Raw genomic sequence first — 20,360 nt, 5'->3', positions numbered from 1 at the left:
ATTGTCTATATAGTGAATCGATTCAAAGGAGGTATCAATTTGAAAAACAATGTTGAACTAAACATTGATTTAATCATAGAAGAATATAGTCCTTACATATTTAAAATTATTCATAATCTAGCAGGAAATATCTTATCTTATCAAGATATCGAAGAAGTTATGGCTGATACATTTTATCTTTTTTGGAAAAATCAAGATAAGATCAAAACAAATATAAAATCATATTTAGCTTCTATTGCTAAAAATTGTACTTATAATAAATTAAGACAAATAAATCAATATCTAGAATATGATGATCAACTTTTAAATAAACAAGGATACAAAGAAGATGAATTTGATTATATGTTGATTATAGAAGAAAAAATGAAACAATTAACTGATCAAGAAAAAGAAATATTTCATCTTTATTATATTGAAGGATATAAAATCAAGGAAATTGCTAAAATGAAAAATCAAAAAACTAATTATATGAAAGTAAAACTACATAGAATCAGAAAAAAATTAAGGAGAGAATAAAGATGCAACAAATTGATACTAATAAAATAAAAACTATGACTAGTGATAGAATTGCTTATACTCTTTATGAAAGGAATAGAATCATGAAAAAAAAGAAATTAAAAAAAGCATTATTTAGTGCAGTTACATGTATTTTATTATTAGGAGGAATCACTACTGTTGATGCTTTAAGTCAAGGCAAAATTAGCAATACACTTAAAAATACAGTTAAAGTTATTTTAATTGGTGATGATAATCAAAAACGTGAAATGGAAGGTGAACAATACGTTGATGAAAATGGAGATATTTGGATTAAATATAAAGATGATACAAGTCAAAATGAAATAGATGTAAATAAAAGTGAATTAGAAAAAGAAGGGTTAAAAACTGATATTGAAATAAATAATGACAATGGTCAAGGAAATATTGAAATAAACGAAAATAAATAAACATATAAAATCTCACATCTTGATAATGTGAGATTTTAATGTTTAATAAAATAGTAAAGACTTTTTCTTTTGTTTGTACTATAATAAAAACATATGAGGTGAAATAGATGGAAATTTTATTAAAAACAGATTCAAGAAAAGTAAAACCTGGAGATACATTTATTGCAATTACTAATGTGGTTAGAGATGGACATGATTATATCGAACAAGCCATAGCTAATGGAGCAACTAAAATAATTGCTGAACATGGTAATTATAGTGTTGAAACGGTGATTGTTGAAAATACACGTAAGTATTTAAATGAATATTTATATAAAAACTATTATCCTTTGATTAAAGACATTAAATTAATTGGAGTTACGGGAACTAATGGAAAAACAACAACTTGTTTAATGATTTATCAAATGTTATCAATGTTAAAACAAAAGGTGGCTTATTTAGGAACTGTTGGTTTTTATTATGGTAATATAAAAAAAGAAGTTGTTAATACTACCCCAGATGTTGATGTATTATACAGTATGTTATTAGAAGCCAAAAATAATGGAGTAGAATATTTTGTAATGGAAGTAAGCTCGCATGCTCTAGCAAAACAGAGAATTTATGGATTAGAGTTTGATGAAGTTGCTTTTACTAATCTTACTCAAGATCATCTTGATTATCATAAAACATTGGAAAATTATGCTAATGCTAAAAGAAAATTATTTGAAAAAACAAGAAATAACAAAATTGCAATAATCAATGGGGATGATATTCATCATCAACATTTTATGTTAGAGGGTAATAATAATATTGTTATTGATCGTGATGTAAAAATTGAAAATGTTGATTTTTCACACTTAGGAACTGAATTTGATTTTAGATATTTAGATAATAGCTACCATGTAAGATTAAATATGGTTGGTAGATATAATATTTATAATTATTTAACAGCGTTATTATTAGTAAATAAATTAGGGTTTAAGATTGAAGATATTTTATTGTTAAATGAAAAATTAAAAGCTCCAGCTGGACGAATGGAATTGATAAAATATAATACAAATAGTATTTTTGTTGATTATGCTCATACCCCTGATGCAGTTGAAAATGTTTTAAAAAGTGCTCAAGAGTTCAAAAAAGGAAAAATTATTACAATAATTGGTTGTGGTGGTAATCGTGATGCTACTAAGCGTCCAATCATGGGTAAAATTGCAGTAGATAATAGCGATTATGTTATTTTTACAAGTGACAATCCTCGTAAAGAAGAACCAGAAGCTATTTTAAATGATATTACAGCTAATTTAATTAGTGATAATTTTGAAATCATTGTTGAGCGTCAAGATGCTATTTATAAAGGAGTAAAAATGCTTGATGAAAATGATATTTTGATGATTTTAGGAAAGGGTCATGAAAATTATCAAGAAACAAAAGATGGTAAAAGACATTTTAGCGATCAAGAAGAAGTGCTTAAGTGTATTGATGGGTGTAATTGTTAATGAGAGTTCAACAAGTCGATATTGAAGAGATTATTTTTATTAAAAAAGATTATCGAAAAAGTATGTATGAATCAATTAAACGAATTGGCTTATCGTTTCCTATAAAAGTAGTTATTGAAGATGGTAAATATTATTGTCAAGATGGTCATAAGCGTTTATCAGCAATCATGGATATGAAAGAAGAAGAGATTTATTTTAAAAGACGGAAGATAAATATTATTGTAATGAATAATGGTAATAGTCGTTCTAATGATTGTTGGCGTTCAAAAAATATGCATTAAAAAACTGTAACTTTTGTTACAGTTTTTATTTGACTATCTTATTCATTAATTCTACTGTATCCATAGCATCTTTAACATAAAAATCAGCATTTATTTCTTTAGCAAAATCAGCTGTTAATACAGCACCTCCAACAAAAATAGGACACATATTATCGATTTCTTTTAATAATGCAATAGTTTTTTCCATGGAAACAACAGTAGTAGTCATTAAAGCACTTAAACCAATGGCTTTTGGTTGATGCCTATGATATGCTTCAACAATTGTTTCAGGTGGTACATCTTTACCTAAATCAATTATTTTATATCCATAACTTTCTAAAACCACTTTGACAATGTTTTTACCAATATCATGGATATCACCATGAACAGTAGCCATAATAATAGGACCTTTAGTTGCTGAAGTTTCTTTAAAAGTTTCTTTAATTACACCAAAAGCTATTTTTGAAGTTTCAGCTGCTTGAATTAGTTGTGGTAAAAAAATGATATTATTTTCATATTGTTTTCCTACAGTATCTAAAGCTGGAATTAAAATTTGGTTGATAATTTGTAAACCAGGTTGTTTTTCTAGTTGTTTTTTTGTTGCATTTATAACTTCTTCTTTTAGACCATGAATAATAATGTCATTTAAGCTAAAATCTGATGGTTTTGATTGGCTTGTAATAGTTTGATTAGATTGTTTTTGAATATAATTAGTAGCATCATGATCATAATTAAATAAAACATTAAAGGCATCAATAGCTGCCATCAATTCTTGATCTAAAGGATTGATGATTGGTAAATCTAATCCATTAGTCATAGCCATTGTAAGAAATGTTTTATTTAATAATGGTCGATTAGGTAAACCAAATGAAACATTACTAACTCCAAGAACAGTATGAACCCCTAATTCTTTTACCATTTTTACAGCTTTAATTGTTTCTATAACATCTTTTTGTTGAGCAGAAACAGTTAAAACTAAGCAGTCAATAATAATGTTTTCCTTACTAATACCAAATTTTTTTGCAGTAGCAATGATTTTTTTAGCAATTTCATAGCGGTCTTTTGCCATAGATGGAATACCATTTTCATCTAATGTTAAACCAATTACGACCCCACCATATTTTTTTACAATAGGAAAAATTGCTTCCATTGTTTCCATTTTACCATTAACTGAATTAATCAATGGTTTACCATTATAATAACGACATGCCTGTTCAATTGCCTCAGGATTAGAACTATCAATTTGCAATGGTAATGAAATTACTTCTTGTAATAACTTAATAACTTTTTTCATTGTACTAACTTCATCAATACCTGGAAGTCCAACATTAACATCAAGTACATGAGCACCAGCTTGATCTTGTTTAATTGCTTCGACAATCAATTCATCATAACGTTCTTCTTTTAACGCTAGTTTTAATTTCTTTTTCCCAGTTGGATTTAAACGTTCACCACAAACAACAATATGATGACCAAATTCAACTGTTTGATTACCGCTAGATACCCTAGTTGCAATCACTGGTTTAGTTAAAGTAATTTTTTCAGGTAAAGCATCTTTTAATCTTGCGATAAATTCTGGTGTAGTTCCACAGCAACCACCGATGATTCGTACACCATTTTTTACATGTTCAATACTTTTTGATACAAATGTATCAATATCCATGTTATAACACGTTTTACCTTCGACTAAGCATGGTAATCCAGCATTAGGTTGAATCATCACAGGGACAGTAGCAACTTTTAAAATATCATTGATAATTGGAGTTAATTCAATTGGCCCCAAAGAACAATTAACACCTAATACATCAACATTTAATCCTTCTAAAACATTAACCATTGTAATAGGATCACAACCTGATAAAGTTCTTAAATTACTTTCAAATGTCATTGTTACAAAAACTGGTAAATTACTATTTTCTTTAACAGCTAAAATACCAGCTTTAGCTTCATAAATATCAGTAAATGTCTCTAATAAAATCGCATCAACTTTATCTTTTGCAATCAAAACTTGCTTTTTTATAATTTCATAAGCTTCATCAAAAGTCAAAGTACCCATTGGCTCTAGTAATTGTCCAATTGGTCCAATATCTAAAACAATATAACTGTCATTTTCTCGATTAGCTTTTTTACGAGCTATAATTGCATTATTGATCGCAGTTTCAATTATTTCATTATATTGATATGGCGCATCTTTTAATTTTAATGGATTAGCTCCAAATGTATTAGTTGTAATAAAATTAGCACCAGCATTTAAATAGTCAAGATGAATCTTTTGAATTAAATATGGATCAGTTATATTTAAATACTCAGGAATTTCTCCAGCTTTTAATTTTGCGGCCTGCAATTGTGTTCCCATGGCACCATCAAAAACTAAAATTTCTTTTTTCAATCTTTCTTGTAACATCTTTGTCCCTTCTTTCTATATATACAATCATTTAAATTAACACATGAAAAACAATGTCTAATCTTTCTTGTATCCCCAATACCGATTAATCCAATCATTGATTTTTGTGGAATCAATAGATTGTTTTCCTGGACAGTTAACCCAATATGTTTATCACAAGCTAAAGCTTGTGATAATTTTTTATTTAGTTCAAGAGGTACACTACCATAACCAGGACAAAAACGATAAGTATGACTACCAAAATGTTGCTTATTTTCAAATTCATCACATTTAGCTTCTAGATAACTACTAGCTAACGCATCTAAGACAGTCATTTTAGTTATATCGATCATTGCATAATAACGAAGCATTTTATCAATTTCAATACCTAATGAACAAGCAATAATAACTACTTTATTACAACTATCAAACAAATCGATTAATTCAGGATAATCTAATGAAATATCTAATTCTTTTATTTTTAGTGGATGATGTTTTAATGTATAAATTTGATACATGAATTTAGGTTGAATCTTTGATATTTCTTGTAAACATTCATCCAATAATAAATCAGTTTTTTTATCGACTTGATTATTTAAATAACCTAAATACTTTAAAGCATTTTCTTTAATCATTGATAAATTCTTTTAAAATATTATCTATTCTAGCGATTATTTCTTTGGCTATTTCAGGTCGATTCATCGTATAAATATGAATTCCTTCAACACCATTAGTAATCAAATCGATTATTTGGTATACAGCATAATTGATTCCTACTTCTTTCATAGCTTTAGGATTGTTTTTGAAACGTTCAATCATTGCTGATAAATTATATGGGATATTGCTACCACTAAGTTTAGCAATCTTTAATAATGATTTAGAATTAGTTGCTGGCATTATCCCAGCAATAATAGGGACATTGATGCCTTTGATTCTAGCTTCTCTTAATAAACGATAATAATAGTTATTGTCAAAGAAAATTTGAGTAATTAAATATTGTGCTCCAGCATCAACTTTTTTCTTCAAAGCATCTAAATCATTTTCTAATGAAGTAGCTTCTTGATGTACTTCAGGATAACAAGCACCACTTAAACAAAAAGTATCAGGATAGTTTTTGGTAATAAATTCATTTAATTCACTAGCGTATTTAAAATAATGATATGTATTCTTAGGATCATAATCTTTAGGATAATCACCACGCAATGATAAAATATTTTCAATTTTATTTTCTTTTAAAGCATCGATAATTTTAATAAGTTGTTTAGGTGAAGCATCGATACAACTTAAATGAGCAACAGCTTCAATGTTGTAGTCATTTTTAATTTTTGAAGCAATTTCAACTGTATTTTTAGTAGTCGATCCCCCAGCCCCATACGTTACAGAAATAAAATCAGGTTTTAATTTTGATAACTCATCAATTGTTTGATAGATTGAACTAATATCACCATCATAATTTTTAGGTGGAAATATTTCAAACGATAATGTCGGTCTTTTATGTAATAAATCAATAATTTTCATACTTCTTCCCTCCAATAAAATATTATGATTATTATAGCGATAATTGAGGTATATCGTCAACTAAATATTTTTAGAATCGTTGTCAATAATTCCTTCAATAACATTAATTATTTGATTAGCTAAATTTGCTAGAACTAAGATTGCAATTAGTTTTTCATTTTTATCATTAATATCAAGTTGATTAGTATTGATAAGATTATCAATTAATGGCTTTAATTGTGTTTGGTTAGTAGTTATTTCAATAAAACGATCATAGATTATTTCTAAATTTTCGTTTGTTTCATATATTGGTAATAAAAGATCTTTGATTTCTTGAATTGTAATAATATTTTTTAAATTATAAATTATTAACATGCCAATAATTTGTTCTTTAGTATATTTTTTTCCTTTAACTGGTTTAATGATTCCTGCTTTGGAGTAATTATTAATCATTGTTTTAGTAAGTAACTTATCATCTTGATAGCGTTTATTGTCATTTAAATTTGTTTCAAATAAAGTCATTATTTGATCCATATATAAATCTAATGAAGGAATATCTTGACTTTTTAAAATACTTTTATTAATTACTTTATCAATAATCTGTTCTAGTTCGTTCATATAATCACCTCAATGATATTTTATCTTATTTATATATAGGATTCAATAACTGATTGACATATATTATAATAATGATATTATATAATATAGTTATGATAACTATATAAGGAGGTATTATATGTGGATAATTGATAGAGCAATGGATAGAGTTAGTTGTTTGACACATTTGATTGGAGCGATATTTTCGTTTTTGATGCTGTTTGTAATGATTATAATGGCAAAGATTTGTAAAAGTGATTTAGTAAGTTTAATAGGGGCGATTGTATTTGGAGTATCGTCAATTGCTTTATACAGTGCTAGTAGTATGTATCATTATTATAATGGAGATAATAACAATAAAATAAAACGTTTTTTACGTAAATTAGATCATTCAATGATTTATGTATTGATTGCAGGAACATATACACCAATATGTCTAAAATATTTATCATATCCTCATAGTGTTTATTTCTTGAGTGTAATTTGGTTTATTGCAATCGTTGGCATTATTATTAAATTATTTTGGTTAAATGCGCCTAGATTTATTTCTACTGCTTTTTATTTATTGATGGGATGGGCTTTGATTTTTGATTTTCAAGCATTCAATAAAGTACCTTTAGGATGTTTTGGTTTAATTGCTGTAGGAGGGATAAGTTATACAGTTGGAGCAATTATTTATATTATAAAAAAACCAAATTGGTTTAGCAGTTTTGGTTTTCATGAATTGTTTCATATTTTTGTAATGATTGGTTCATTGTTTCATTTTTTAGCAGTGATTATTTATGTTTTATAGGGGTGTTTATTGTGGTTAGCAAAAGTTTATTGTATAATGTCTTTGGGTGATAAAATGAAATTAACAAAAAGAGATAAAATATTGTATTTGGTTACATTGATTTTAATAATTGGTGGAGATCAGTTTACTAAACATTTAGTATCATCATCAATGCAACTTGGACAGTCACAGGAAATAATCGATAACTTTTTTTATTTTACATATGCACAAAATACCGGTGTGGCCTGGGGAATGCTTGCAGGTCATTTAGAATTATTTATTATAATTGCATTATTGTCGGCTATTTTTATGATTTATTTTTTTACCAAAACCAAAAGTAGAGAAGTTTTAACACGTTTTGGATTAGTACTTACTTTTGCTGGAATGGCTGGTAATTTAATTGATCGTATTGTACTTGGTTATGTACGTGATTTTATAGATTTTGTTATTTTTAATTATAATTTTCCAATTTTTAATATTGCTGATATTGCAGTTGTAATAGGAGTTATATTAATCATTTTTGAAATTATTTTTGAGGAGCGCATACATGGAAAAAATTAATTTATTGGTAGAGAATAACAATAATTATCGATTAGATAAGATTATTGCTTTAAATATGGAGGAATTATCAAGAACACAGATTCAAGAAATGATTGGTCGAGGTTTAGTTTTAGTAAATGGAAAAGTAGAAAAGGCGAGTTATAAGACAAAGTTAAATGATCAAATTGAAATCACTATTGAAGACAATAGTGATTTAGAAATTGAAGCTGAAGATATTCCTTTAAATGTTGTTTATGAAGATAAGGATGTAATTGTGATTGATAAACCTACAGGAATGATCGTTCATCCTTCACCGGGAATTACTAGTGGGACTTTAGTTAATGCCCTTTTATTTCATTGCAAAGATTTATCAGGAATCAATGGAGTAAATCGTCCGGGAATAGTTCATCGAATCGATAAAGAAACAAGTGGATTATTAATGGTAGCTAAAAATGATATAGCACATCGTTTTTTATCAGAACAATTAAAGGATCATAGTGTTACAAGAAGATATGTTGCTTTAGTACATGGTTTGATTCCTCATGTTCAAGGCAAAATTGATGCACCGATTGGACGTAATCCAAATGATCGTCAAAGTATGTGTGTAACAAAAAATAATAGTAAAAATGCGATTACAAATTTTACAGTTTTAAAACGTTATAAAAATATGAGTTTAATAGAATGTCGTTTAGAGACAGGACGAACTCATCAAATTAGGGTACATATGAGTTATATTGGTTATCCTGTGTATGGTGATCCTAAATATGGATATCGTAAAGATGATTGTAGTCATGGACAGTTTTTACATGCTAAAAAATTAGGTTTTATTCATCCTACGACAAAAGAATATATGGAATTTGAAAGCGAATTACCGGATTATTTTAAAGCTAAATTGGATGAATTAGAGGAGGAAATGAAAGATGAGTAAAGTTATAAATTGGACACAATATTTTATGGGTGTTGCAAAATTATCGGCTTTTCGTTCTAAAGATCCTAATACTCAAGTAGGGGCGTGCATTGTTAGTCCAGAAAATAAAATCGTTGGAGTAGGCTATAATGGTCTTCCTTGGGGTTGTGATGATAAAGAATTTCCATGGGAAGTTAGAGAAGGGGATTTATATGATACTAAATACCCATATGTAGTTCATGCAGAATTAAATGCAATTTTAAATAGCATTGGAAATTTAAAAGGATGTCGTATTTATGTTTCTTTATTTCCATGTCACGAATGTGTTAAAGCAATTATTCAAAGTGGTATTAGCGAAATTGTTTTTGAAGATGATAAATATAGTGGAACTGATAGTGATCGTGCGGCAAAAAGAATGTTGGATGCAGCTGGAGTAAAATACACTAAAGTACCACCGATTTCAATTGAGTTTAAATAAGATATAATTTGTAATTAAGTTATATCTTTTTTTATTTTATTAAAACCTAATATAAAAAATCGATTATCCGCATAAATATGGTATTTAAAGACTATTCATCAATTAGAAAAGTAACTATTTTACTACGAATTTACCATGATTGAATAAGTCTTGATATGACGGAAAAAAGTAAGGGAGATTGAACAAGATAGTGTCTCTCCCTTTTATCGACTATGCTTATAATGTATTTTCCTTTGCACCAGCTTTCAATGCTTTTTTATGTCACGTTTTTTAAGTCCTAACACAATATCACTCCTAAAAATAGAATAGTTCCTGAAATTTTTTATCAAGTGCAATACACAAAATAAGTGCAAGTTTAGCAGTAGGATTGAATTGTCCTGTTTCAATGGAACTAATTGTATTCCTAGATACTCCAACCATTTCCGCTAAAGCTGATTGTGATAGTTTTTTTTGTTCGCACCTTTTTGAGATTGTTTTTTAATACCAGTTTATCCTTCATTAAAATAATTCCACACAAAATTTATAAAAGCAGTATGCAGAAAGTACCAATAGAATATTTCCACAAATAAGATTAAATTTCTTTTTCAGTTTGATACCCTCATAAACAAATGCTAAACCTGATGTGCAAGTAAAGAGGGATATTATATCTGCTGGGGATTGAACTCTTATCAATTTAATTATCATTATGGTGCAACCTAAAATAATAAATCACCAAAGCGAAAATGCGTCACTTTTGGTACGTATATCTTTTTCTCGTTCATCGCCTAAAAAATTTTCTCGTTTTGCTTTTGCTAAAACTTCTTCTTTATTCATAAAATGCCCTCTCTTTTTGTTAAGTTTTATTGTCGATTGCTTTTGCACAGTTTACTTGTCAAAAATACTGTGTGCAAATCTGATGAGAAATGTATGTGTAAAGCATATATTTAAGGTATTGTATTGAATGTTAAAGTTACTACTTTAAAGATAGAAACCATAATTAAAAGTTAAAGTTATAGGTTTCTATCATTTTTTTATCAAATAATTAATAATAGACATGTGTTGTTATTTACTTTTAATTTATAAAAAAGAATTTTTTTCAATGTAATATTGGTAGTTTTTCTTGAATTTTATTACGTTTAGTGATATATTTATTACAGTAACCGTAGTAAGGAGGGATAACTTATGCGGGATAATGTAAATGGTGGTGCGCTTACAGAAGTTACATTTTATATCTTACTTTCTCTTTATACACCTAAACATGGATATGCTGTTATGCAATTTATTGAAGAAAAAACAACAGGACGACTTTTATTAGGTGCAGGGACTTTGTATGGTGCATTGAATTCATTGAAGAAAAAAGGCTGGATTATGCCTTATGGAGATAGCGAAGATAGAAGGAAAGAATATATCATTACCACGCTTGGAAAAGAAATAGTAAAAAAAGAGCTTATAAGACTAGATCAACTTGTAAGTGTTGCAAATGAAATTGTTGGAGGGGCAATATGAGAAAAAAATGTTATCGCTTTTTTGGAGGGCTGTTGATTGTGCAAGCAAATTGGTTAAATAAAATGTCTGAAAAAGGTTATCGTCTTGTTCAAACAGGGAAAATGTTATATGAATTTGAAGAATGCAAACCAAATCAAGTAAAATATTGCGTGGAGTTTATTGGTCATAAAACAAAAGATGATGCAAAAGATTATTATGATTTTTTAGAAGATATGGGTTATAAGGTATTTTATAAAAATATTAATCTTAATTATTCAATTGGAAAAGTACGCTGGCGCCCATGGGCTGAAAAAGGTGGGCGAATTGCAACCAATAATAGTACTTTTAATCGAGAATTGCTAATTGTAGAAAAGAAGAATGATGGAAAGCCATTTGAACTTCATACTTCTTTTGAGGATAAAGAAAACTACTATCGTAATTTACGTAATCCATGGCTCTTAATTCTACTTATGTTTGTCATATTTACTGTTATGGATCGTTCTTTAGTTTTTGGTGTATTTGCTTTAATTTCTTTATTTCCTGTTATTATATATCAAATGGAAATAATGAAAGTAAGATATGAAGCAAAGACAAAAGAATGGTAACTTATATATGCATTAAATAACTGATTTATTATGATAGTAGCCGCATTGATTTTCTTGTTTAATAAGATGAAATTAAAAAACTAATCTGTTTATGGATTTGAGTTATATCAAAACGAATTAGGAAATAGATTGCATAATTCAAAAAGCAGGTATACTTAGAGGTATTACCTGCTTTTAACATGTTCAATATGTAATAGTATAATAATTATTGACGAAGTCTAAATGTTTTAGAAGCATAACGATAAACTAAGATACTAGCAATAATTATATAAATGACACAAAAAGCAATCATTATCAAACCAAATACAAATGCATTCATTCGTAAATAAATAAAAGCAAAACAAATTAAATAAGTTAAAGACATAATAACATTATATGTACTACTTTTTGTTTCGGTCATACTATTATAGGGCTGTAAAAGATAATAACAAGTAAGATAATGAATTGAAAAGAAAATACTTGTTGCAATAATACAAATAAAAACTATCAAATATATCCATGGATCAGTATTTTTATCAGTTATGTATAATAAAATAGGAAGTCCAATAGCGATTATCGATGCTGGCATTAAATTAATACAAATGACATCACGTAAACGTAAATAAAATAAAGAAATAATTACGTCTTTACGACGATAAAACGAGTATGTAAGCATACTGTGATCACAATTACGAAACATTGCTTGAACGACTGATTTTCCAGAATTAAAAGAATAAATAATGAAAACAAAATATGGTAAAAAGTTTAATAACATTTTATTCATTTGAGGGTGTATATTTGGAAAAGAAAGTAATGCTATAATTGCTGCAATTAATAATCCAAGTGCAAATACAGTAATTCTTTTAGCGCTACGCCATAGTAGTTTTTGATGACGTTTAACAAATAGTTCATTAAAATAAGCATATCCTTTTTTCTTACTAGTAATTGATGCATCACTACTAATTGATTTTAAATAATTATCGTTTGTTATTTGTTTTATTGAAACATTAATAGCCGAAAATTTTTGTCCAAGTAAAACTTGATACATTGGTCGATATAAAGAAAAACGATAAATATAGCTAAATCCACAAATTCCTAAAGACATGATAATCAAAATTATTATGCCAACTGATAATGGTAAAACAAAACCAGTAAGGAATGGAAGATAAGCTAATAACCAACAAATTCCAATCGTTGTCCAAACAGCTTTAACAGGACTATTTTCATTACGGATTTTACCTTTAGCTTTATATTGATAAAGTGAATAACAGCCAGAAATAATCTTAGCACCACAAAGAGCTAAAGGAGATAACAAACAAAGATAAAACGGAAAACCAAATACAATATTAGCATAAATTAAAAAGCCCAAAAAACCAATTACAATTTTTAATAATTCATATAAATAATTAGTAACTGTATATTTAGTAGCATCCATCTTCATTAAAATAATTGCATAATATTTATCGCGACTAGGATCAAAGAGACGATTATTAGAAACAGCTCCAGCTATCGTTAAAAACAATAAAATATGAACAAAATATGTTGGTTGAAGACTGATATCAATTCTACCAAGCATTATAGGAGCGATTAAAAAGATTCCTAAATAAAGACCTTTATACAAAAATATTTCAACAATTTCCCATAGCAAAGAAATAACATATGCGATTCTTTTTAAAATATTGCTTGCATATAAAGAAGCAGGAAGAATTTTTTTTATTAGAGGTAATTGTTTTAATGAATAGATAATTGTGTTGACTCGATAAGTAATTTTTAATTTAAAGGCAATCCAAAATGTTTTAAGCATAATCTTCCTCCCTTAGCATCGCTAAGATCTTATCTTTAAATTCATCATTATCTAATTGATCTTTTGATACTTCCTGTAGTTTACCATGATTCAAAATAACAATTTCATCACATAAATCCAATGCTAACTCCATAATATGTGTAGATAAAATTAAAATACGATCTTCTTTTAAATGACGTAAAACATTTTTCATTTCTTCAGCAACTACAACGTCTAATGAAGTTAATGGTTCATCTAAAAGTAAAACATTAGGTTTTAAAATAATATTTATCAGCATTTGCATTTTATTTTTCATTCCATGAGAAAAATCTTTCAACAAACGATCACGATCTTCTTTTTTTATATTAATATAATCAAAATACTCATCAATACTTTTTAAATCAGTAATTTGTTTTTCATTAATTTCTAAAAAGAATTTTAAAAACTCACGTGCTGTTAAAAACTCAGGAACAGTAGGAGTTGAAAGTACATATCCAATATCTTCAATTTCAAGAGCACGTTGTTGATTATTTTCTTGTAATAATACAATACCTTTATCTATTGTTATATCTTGATTAAGACAGTTAAATAATGTTGTCTTTCCCGCTCCATTTCGCCCTAATAGACCATATATTTTCCCCGGTTTAAACGTAAAACTAATGTCTTTTAGTACTTCTTTTTTTTCAAAACTTTTTTGTAAATGTTCAATAATTAGTTCCATTAATATTCCCCTTTATAATAAAATATATATTATTATATAATATTTATAATTATTTTAAAATAAATAATTTCTAAATAAATATGATATTTTATTTAAAGTATATTTGAATCATATCAATACATAATAAAAAAAGGATAACAAAAGTTATCCAATTAAATTTTTAATGCGTTTGTAATTAGTCATATTAGTTTTTGTAACTTTGTTTAACATCTTAGGACCGTATTTTTTTGCAATTTCAACTGCAATAGCATCAACACTAGTGCTATTACCATGAGGTAGATTCATTTTTAAACTACGTGACATATTAGTGAAATATTGCAAATATGCATATTTTGACAATATCATTGAGCAAACTATGGCTAAATACTGTTCTTCTCCTTTTTGAACAAAGGTCAAGTCTTTTACAACAATTACTTCATGTTTTAAATAATTATAATACGTTTTTGGGGAAACAAATTGATTAATTAATTTGTTTTTAACTGGCATACCTACTTTTTGCATGACATTAGTAACAGCCTGATTATATAATTTTGCTTTAATATTAGCTAAATTATTCCCTGCTTTTACCATTGCATTATAATGCGAATTATCAAGGAGCAATAAACTATAAATTAACCGGTCTTTTATCTCTCTAGCAATACGAACTAATTCGTGTACATCCATTTCTTTTGGATCACGGATATTTAGACTAACTAACCAATCTATGTCACGTTCATCTACATAACAAGCAACAACGCAAAGTGGGCCGAAGAAATCAGCTGACCCAGTTTCATCACAACCAATATGGCTAATCTTTTGATAATTATTAGGGTCTTTAGAAGAGCTGTTTGCTGTTTTAGAGTCGCTAAAAGCCACAAGTTTATCGTAAGCATGCATATTAATAAAGTTCATTCTTTTAGAATTATTGAGTTTTGCTACATTCATGTTCATTACTTGTCCTCCTAGTCCTACTAAAATAGTATAACATATTTTTAAATTTTTTGACAGTATAAATTTGTTTTGTTAAAATGTATATCAAAGAAAATGAGGTGTTTTCATGGATTTTGCAATAAATTCATTAATTATTGATGTAATAATAGTTTTTATTTTATTAATAATGTTAATTTTAGGGTACATAAAAGGTTTTGTTTATCGGGGCTATGATTTAATGGCAACGATTGTTTCTTTAGTGATTAGTTTATATGCTTCTTCACCGTTAGCTAATATATTTAAAATTTATCAAGTTGAAGGAATAGGGGAAGTTATTGGTGATATAGTAAATCGTTTTATTATCTTTTTGATTTTATTAGCATGTTTAAAATTGCTGCTTTTTTTTCTTGGTTTAATTATTAAACCACTTTTAAAAAGGATTATTTATGCATTTAAATTATTTGAGCATATTGATCGTTTGCTTGGAATAATTGCTAGTTTTATTGAGGGAATAATTATTATTTATTTAGGATTAGTTTTTATTATTATGCCAATATTGTCTGGAGGTAAGGAAGCCGTTGAAAATACTATTTTTGCTAAAAAAATTTTGAATTTAGTACCGACTGTTACTAATGAAATAGAAGCGATTAATAATGTTGGTATAGTTATTGATAATGGAATCAATTATGATAGCTTTAATAGTGAAAACATTTATTATATTGCACTTACTTTAAATAAAGCATATGATAGTGGTATTATTAGTCAAGAAAAATTAGATAAAATGATGAATAATTATTGGCAAGACTTTAATCAAATTGAAAATCCTATTAATTTAACTCAAAAACAATATGATGAAGTAATCAAATTATTAAATAAGTTAGATAGTACGAAAATAAATGTAGAGATGATATTAAATAAAATAGTAGTGAGTGAGTAAAGATGAAAAACATATATGATACATTAGAATTTAATCAAATTAAAAATAAAGTTATAAGTTTTTGTGTAGGAAATTTAGCTAAAGATAAAATTACTAAATTACAGCCCTTTGATGATTTAGACGATTTAAAATTAAACCAAAAGTATCTTGATCAAGCGATGCAGCTTATTTATAAATATGGTCGTTTACCAATTGGATACTACAATGATATTGAAACTTTATTATCAAAAGCTAATAAAGATGGGATGTTATTTGGTGAAGATTTTGTACAAATAGTTTATTTATTAAATAATGTTAAAGAAATAATTAATTATTTATCAGATAAAGAATTAGAAGAAAATGAATTGATTCAATTATGTAATCAATTCATTTTACCAAAACAACTATTAAAAGAAATTAATCGTTGTATTGATAGTAGTGGTAATGTTTTAGATAGTGCTAGTAAAGAATTACGTCGAATCAGAAGACAAATATTATCGATTGAAACAAATATTAGAGCTAAAATGGAACAAATTAAAGTTGCCAATAAAGATTATTTATCACAAGAAGCTATTTCTAGTCGTAATAATCATTTGGTTTTACCGGTTAAAGCTGGAAATAAAAATAGTGTTAAAGGAATTGTTCATGCTGTTTCAGCTACTGGTTCGACAATGTTTATTGAACCAGAAGTGATTGTAGCAATGAATAATCAGTTGATTCATGCTCGTGATGATGAAATCAAAGAAATTAATCGAATTTTAATGGAACTTTCAAAACAAGTTAAAGATAATTATGATTGTTTACATGAAAATCAAGAATTATTAGTAAAAGTTGATGTAATTTTTGCTAAAGCTGGTTATGGAATTCAAATTGATGGTGTTGTTCCTAGTATTAACGAAGATTATGCTAATTTTAGTTTAATTAAAGCTCGTCATCCGTTGATTGATCGTGATAAAGTTGTTGCAAATAGTATTGTTTTAACTAGTCCTAAGCGAATATTGTTAATCAGTGGATCAAATACTGGAGGAAAGACAGTAGTTTTAAAAACAGCTGGGTTATTAAGTTTAATGGGATTATGTGCAATGGCGGTTCCTTGTAATCAAGCAACGATTCCAATGTTTGATCAAATATGTGTTGATTTAGGTGACGAACAGTCAATTGAACAATCATTATCAACATTTTCAAGTCATATGAAACGTTTAGTTGAAATTACTAATGAGGCAACTGAAAAATCGTTAGTTTTATTAGATGAAATTGGTTCGGGGACTGATCCTAAAGAGGGTCAAAGTATTGCAGAAGCAATTTTACGATATTTACATCAAGTAAATCCAATTATCGTAGCTTCTACACATTATTCTGGTTTAAAGGAATATGCCAAAAATGAAGAATATATTTTAGTAGCTGCAGTAGAATTCGATCAAGAAAATATGAAACCGACATATCGTTTAATTGAAGGTAGTGTTGGTAATTCATATGCTATTGAGATTTCTTCAAGATTAGGTTTAAAAAAAGAAATTGTTGAATTAGCTTATCAAATTAAAGAAAGTAGTTTGACTGATAGTGATAAATTATTGGAAAAGCTTCAAGATGAATTAGCCCAAATTCAGATTCAAAAAGATCAATTAGAAGCTTTAAATCATGAAGCTACTAATAAGATAAATAAATATAATCGTTTAATTAGTAATTTTGAAAAACAAAAAGATGATTTAATGGAAAAAGCTAAAAAAGAAGCTAATCAATTATTAGAAGATTCAAAACAAGAAATTGATTTAGTCGTTGAGGATTTAAAAAAACAAGCAGTATTAAAACAACATGTTGTTATTGATGCTAAAAGAAATCTTGATTTATTAAAACATGAAGAAAAGAAAGTTGTTAATGAAACAAATCATGTTTATCAAGTGGGGGATATTGTTAAAGTATTGTCTGCTAATCGTCAAGGAGAAATTCTTTCAATTAATAGAAAAGGGATTTTAACAATTGATATGAGTGGTTTAAAACTAAATGCTAAACCTGAAGAAGTTAGCTTTATTTCTAAAAAAGTTAAACCTAAAAAAGTTAAATCAAATCTTAAAGCATTACGTAAATCAACAAATCAAAGTTTTGAATTAAATATAATTGGTAAACGCTATGAAGAAGCAATGGCACTTGTTGATAAATTTTTAGATGATGCCTTAGTAAATAATTATTCAATGGTAAGAATTATTCATGGTATGGGTACTGGTGTTTTAAGAAATGGTGTGCGTAAATTACTTGATAAAAATAAATATGTAGTTAGTTATCGTGATGGCGGTCCTAACGAAGGAGGGCTAGGGGCAACCTTAGTATATTTTGAATAATGAACCGTAAAATGATAAAAGATAAGCTTTCTTTATTACCGCTATTACCTGGTTGTTATTTGATGAAAGATAAAAACGGTGATGTTATTTATGTTGGAAAAGCTAAGAAATTAAAAAATCGTGTTTCTTCTTATTTTGTTGGAGCTCATAATTATAAAACAACTAAATTAGTTCATGAAATTGTTGATTTTGATTATATTGTTACTGATTCTGAAAAAGAAGCTTTGTTATTAGAAATAAATCTAATCAAAGATTATTCACCAAAATACAATATCTCTTTTATGGATAATAAATATTATCCATACATCCAACTTACTAAAGAAAGACATCCCCGTTTAAAAATTGTCAGAAATGCCCAAGATAAAAAACATCGTCATTTTGGACCATTTCCCGATGGAACTGCTGCAAGAGAAACATTTAAATTATTAAATCGTCTATATCCATTAAGAAAATGTAATCACATTCCTAAAAAACCATGTTTATATTATTCCTTAAATCAGTGCCTAGCACCATGTATTCAAACAGTAAATGAAGAAACATATAAACAAATAACATCAAATATTACTAAATTTATTCAAGGGGATACTAAGCAAATAATTAATGAATTGCAAGAAAAAATGTATAATGCTAGTGAAGTGCAAAATTATGAATTGGCTAAAGAATGTCGTGATTTAATTAGTCATATTCAACATGTTACTAGTAAACAACATGTTCAGTTTAATGATTTAGTTGATCGTGATATTGTTGGATATTATCATGATAAAGGATATTTGTGTTTGCAATTATTTTTTATGCGTAATGGTAAGCTTTTGGCCCGTGATTTGAACTTAGTACCAATGCAAGATGATTTTCAAGAACAAATTATTTCTTTTTTAGTGTTATTTTATCAAGAAAATACGGAACCAAAGGAATTATTAGTACCAAAAGAATTGGATGTTTCGTTATTGCAGGAAATTATTAAATGTAAAATTATCAAACCCCAAAAAGGAAATAAAGCTAATTTAGTAGCTATGGCCAATGAAAATGCTAAGGAACAATTGGAAAAGAAATTTTTATTGATTCAAAAAAATGAAGCTTCTACAATTGGTGCAATTAAGCAATTAGGTTCATTGTTGAATATTGACTTACCTAGAAGAATTGAATTATTTGATAACTCTAATATTCAAGGATCGTATGCTGTTGCTGGAATGGTTTGTTTTAAAGATGGATTGCCATCTAAAAAAGATTATCGAAAATTTAAAATTAAGACAGTTGAAGGACCTGATGATTATGCAAGTATGAAAGAAGTAATTTATCGACGTTATTATCGGGTTTTAATGGAAAATTTAGAAAGACCGGATTTAATTATTGTCGATGGTGGTAAAGGGCAAATCAAAGTAGCTAAAGAAGTAATTGATAGTTTGAATTTAAATATTATGGTTTGTGGCTTAGCTAAAGATGATAAACACTCTACTTCAATGCTTTTAGATAGCGAAGGTAATGAAGTTGCTATTGATAAAAAAAGTGAATTATTCTTTTTATTAGTTAGGATGCAAGATGAAGTACATCGTTATGCAATAAGTTTTCATAAAAATGTTCGTTCAAAGTCATTGTTTCAATCAATTCTTGATAATGTTGAAGGAATTGGACCGAAACGTAAAAAATTATTATTAAAAGAATTTGGCAGTGTTAAACAATTAAAAGAAGCAAGTTTAGAACAATTAGAAAAAGTGTTACCCAAAGAAGTAGCAGCTAATCTTTTTAACGTTTTGAAAAAAGACACGTAAAATTAATTCTCTCATATATTAAATTAAGAGG

21 protein-coding genes are annotated in these 20,360 nt (G+C 27.3%); 13 read left to right on the top strand and 8 right to left on the bottom strand.

The genetic code is table 11. From position 1 onward, the window contains the following. The first annotated feature begins 39 nt into the window (after positions 1-39). From NQ543_RS07685 to NQ543_RS07670, 4 genes are all read left to right on the top strand, one after another. Positions 40-516, top strand: coding sequence for an RNA polymerase sigma factor (locus NQ543_RS07685; protein WP_039903422.1), 477 nt, complete (start codon positions 40-42; stop codon positions 514-516). Between the two features lie 2 nt (positions 517-518). Next, positions 519-944 (top strand): hypothetical protein, encoded by a 426-nt coding sequence (locus NQ543_RS07680; RefSeq protein WP_004608686.1) that lies wholly within the window; start codon positions 519-521, stop codon positions 942-944. Positions 945-1,051: 107 nt separating this feature from the next. Then, complete coding sequence (locus NQ543_RS07675; RefSeq protein ID WP_004608685.1) at positions 1,052-2,416, top strand: UDP-N-acetylmuramoyl-L-alanyl-D-glutamate--2,6-diaminopimelate ligase; 1,365 nt, start codon at positions 1,052-1,054, stop codon at positions 2,414-2,416. Next, positions 2,416-2,697: a ParB/Srx family N-terminal domain-containing protein gene (locus NQ543_RS07670; RefSeq protein WP_004608684.1), complete on the top strand. Its 282-nt coding sequence runs from the start codon at positions 2,416-2,418 to the stop codon at positions 2,695-2,697. Before NQ543_RS07675 ends, NQ543_RS07670 begins: the two co-directional genes overlap by 1 nt. Positions 2,698-2,722: 25 nt before the next feature. Here NQ543_RS07670 and NQ543_RS07665 read toward each other — a convergent pair whose 3' ends face one another. The 4 genes from NQ543_RS07665 to NQ543_RS07650 are packed head-to-tail and all read right to left on the bottom strand — an operon-like array spanning position 2,723 to position 7,174. Beyond that, positions 2,723-5,080 (bottom strand): homocysteine S-methyltransferase family protein, encoded by a 2,358-nt coding sequence (locus NQ543_RS07665; RefSeq protein WP_004608683.1) that lies wholly within the window; start codon positions 5,078-5,080, stop codon positions 2,723-2,725. Further along, entirely contained in the window at positions 5,062-5,694 is a 633-nt protein-coding gene (locus NQ543_RS07660; protein WP_004608682.1) for a hypothetical protein, read from the bottom strand. The genes NQ543_RS07665 and NQ543_RS07660 overlap by 19 nt, the downstream gene beginning before the upstream one ends. Next, complete coding sequence (metF, locus tag NQ543_RS07655; RefSeq protein WP_004608681.1) at positions 5,687-6,577, bottom strand: methylenetetrahydrofolate reductase [NAD(P)H]; 891 nt, start codon at positions 6,575-6,577, stop codon at positions 5,687-5,689. Before metF ends, NQ543_RS07660 begins: the two co-directional genes overlap by 8 nt. Before the next feature lie 60 nt (positions 6,578-6,637). Next, the gene (locus NQ543_RS07650) at positions 6,638-7,174 is read right to left on the bottom strand and encodes a DUF1836 domain-containing protein (RefSeq protein WP_004608680.1); all 537 of its coding nucleotides are present in this window, start codon (positions 7,172-7,174) and stop codon (positions 6,638-6,640) included. A gap of 118 nt (positions 7,175-7,292) precedes the next feature. Here NQ543_RS07650 and trhA point away from each other — a divergent pair, with 118 nt between their 5' ends. Genes trhA through NQ543_RS07630 form a run of 4 tightly spaced genes read left to right on the top strand, consistent with a single transcriptional unit; the run spans position 7,293 to position 9,850 of the window. Next, positions 7,293-7,946: a PAQR family membrane homeostasis protein TrhA gene (gene trhA / locus NQ543_RS07645; RefSeq protein ID WP_004608679.1), complete on the top strand. Its 654-nt coding sequence runs from the start codon at positions 7,293-7,295 to the stop codon at positions 7,944-7,946. A 54-nt stretch (positions 7,947-8,000) separates the two neighbouring features. Then, positions 8,001-8,486: a signal peptidase II gene (gene lspA, locus NQ543_RS07640; protein ID WP_039903526.1), complete on the top strand. Its 486-nt coding sequence runs from the start codon at positions 8,001-8,003 to the stop codon at positions 8,484-8,486. Next, positions 8,473-9,393: an RluA family pseudouridine synthase gene (locus NQ543_RS07635; protein WP_004608677.1), complete on the top strand. Its 921-nt coding sequence runs from the start codon at positions 8,473-8,475 to the stop codon at positions 9,391-9,393. Before lspA ends, NQ543_RS07635 begins: the two co-directional genes overlap by 14 nt. Further along, positions 9,386-9,850: a deoxycytidylate deaminase gene (locus NQ543_RS07630; protein ID WP_004608676.1), complete on the top strand. Its 465-nt coding sequence runs from the start codon at positions 9,386-9,388 to the stop codon at positions 9,848-9,850. Before NQ543_RS07635 ends, NQ543_RS07630 begins: the two co-directional genes overlap by 8 nt. A 294-nt stretch (positions 9,851-10,144) precedes the next feature. On the opposite strand, the gene NQ543_RS12160 is transcribed toward NQ543_RS07630, so the two are convergent. Further along, a complete protein-coding gene (locus tag NQ543_RS12160; RefSeq protein WP_004608675.1) occupies positions 10,145-10,270 on the bottom strand; it encodes a helix-turn-helix transcriptional regulator in 126 nt (41 codons plus the stop codon). A gap of 741 nt (positions 10,271-11,011) precedes the next feature. Between NQ543_RS12160 and NQ543_RS07620 the strand changes: the two genes are divergently transcribed. After that, positions 11,012-11,335 carry a PadR family transcriptional regulator gene (locus NQ543_RS07620; RefSeq protein ID WP_004608672.1) on the top strand — a complete coding sequence of 108 codons (324 nt, stop codon included), beginning with the start codon at positions 11,012-11,014 and terminating at the stop codon, positions 11,333-11,335. Beyond that, entirely contained in the window at positions 11,332-11,919 is a 588-nt protein-coding gene (locus NQ543_RS07615) for a DUF2812 domain-containing protein (protein ID WP_117604546.1), read from the top strand. The genes NQ543_RS07620 and NQ543_RS07615 overlap by 4 nt, the downstream gene beginning before the upstream one ends. A 205-nt stretch (positions 11,920-12,124) precedes the next feature. On the opposite strand, the gene NQ543_RS07610 is transcribed toward NQ543_RS07615, so the two are convergent. From NQ543_RS07610 to rnhC, 3 genes are all read right to left on the bottom strand, one after another. After that, a complete protein-coding gene (locus tag NQ543_RS07610) occupies positions 12,125-13,702 on the bottom strand; it encodes a hypothetical protein (protein WP_004608669.1) in 1,578 nt (525 codons plus the stop codon). Beyond that, positions 13,695-14,402 (bottom strand): ABC transporter ATP-binding protein, encoded by a 708-nt coding sequence (locus tag NQ543_RS07605; protein WP_004608668.1) that lies wholly within the window; start codon positions 14,400-14,402, stop codon positions 13,695-13,697. The genes NQ543_RS07610 and NQ543_RS07605 overlap by 8 nt, the downstream gene beginning before the upstream one ends. A gap of 144 nt (positions 14,403-14,546) precedes the next feature. Then, entirely contained in the window at positions 14,547-15,332 is a 786-nt protein-coding gene (rnhC, locus tag NQ543_RS07600; protein ID WP_039903414.1) for a ribonuclease HIII, read from the bottom strand. A gap of 106 nt (positions 15,333-15,438) precedes the next feature. Here rnhC and NQ543_RS07595 point away from each other — a divergent pair, with 106 nt between their 5' ends. The 3 genes from NQ543_RS07595 to uvrC are packed head-to-tail and all read left to right on the top strand — an operon-like array spanning position 15,439 to position 20,329. Continuing rightward, positions 15,439-16,248: a CvpA family protein gene (locus tag NQ543_RS07595; protein ID WP_004608666.1), complete on the top strand. Its 810-nt coding sequence runs from the start codon at positions 15,439-15,441 to the stop codon at positions 16,246-16,248. Positions 16,249-16,250: 2 nt separating this feature from the next. Next, positions 16,251-18,563 carry an endonuclease MutS2 gene (locus NQ543_RS07590; protein ID WP_004608665.1) on the top strand — a complete coding sequence of 771 codons (2,313 nt, stop codon included), beginning with the start codon at positions 16,251-16,253 and terminating at the stop codon, positions 18,561-18,563. Next, on the top strand, positions 18,563-20,329 hold the full coding sequence (gene uvrC, locus NQ543_RS07585; protein WP_004608664.1) for an excinuclease ABC subunit UvrC: 1,767 nt from the start codon (positions 18,563-18,565) through the stop codon (positions 20,327-20,329). The genes NQ543_RS07590 and uvrC overlap by 1 nt, the downstream gene beginning before the upstream one ends. Positions 20,330-20,360: the final 31 nt, after the last annotated feature.

The sequence above is a fragment of the Thomasclavelia spiroformis DSM 1552 genome (assembly GCF_025149465.1).
GTDB lineage: Bacteria > Bacillota_I > Bacilli_A > Erysipelotrichales > Coprobacillaceae > Thomasclavelia > Thomasclavelia spiroformis.
This window is presented reverse-complemented; position numbering and strand designations above follow the sequence as displayed.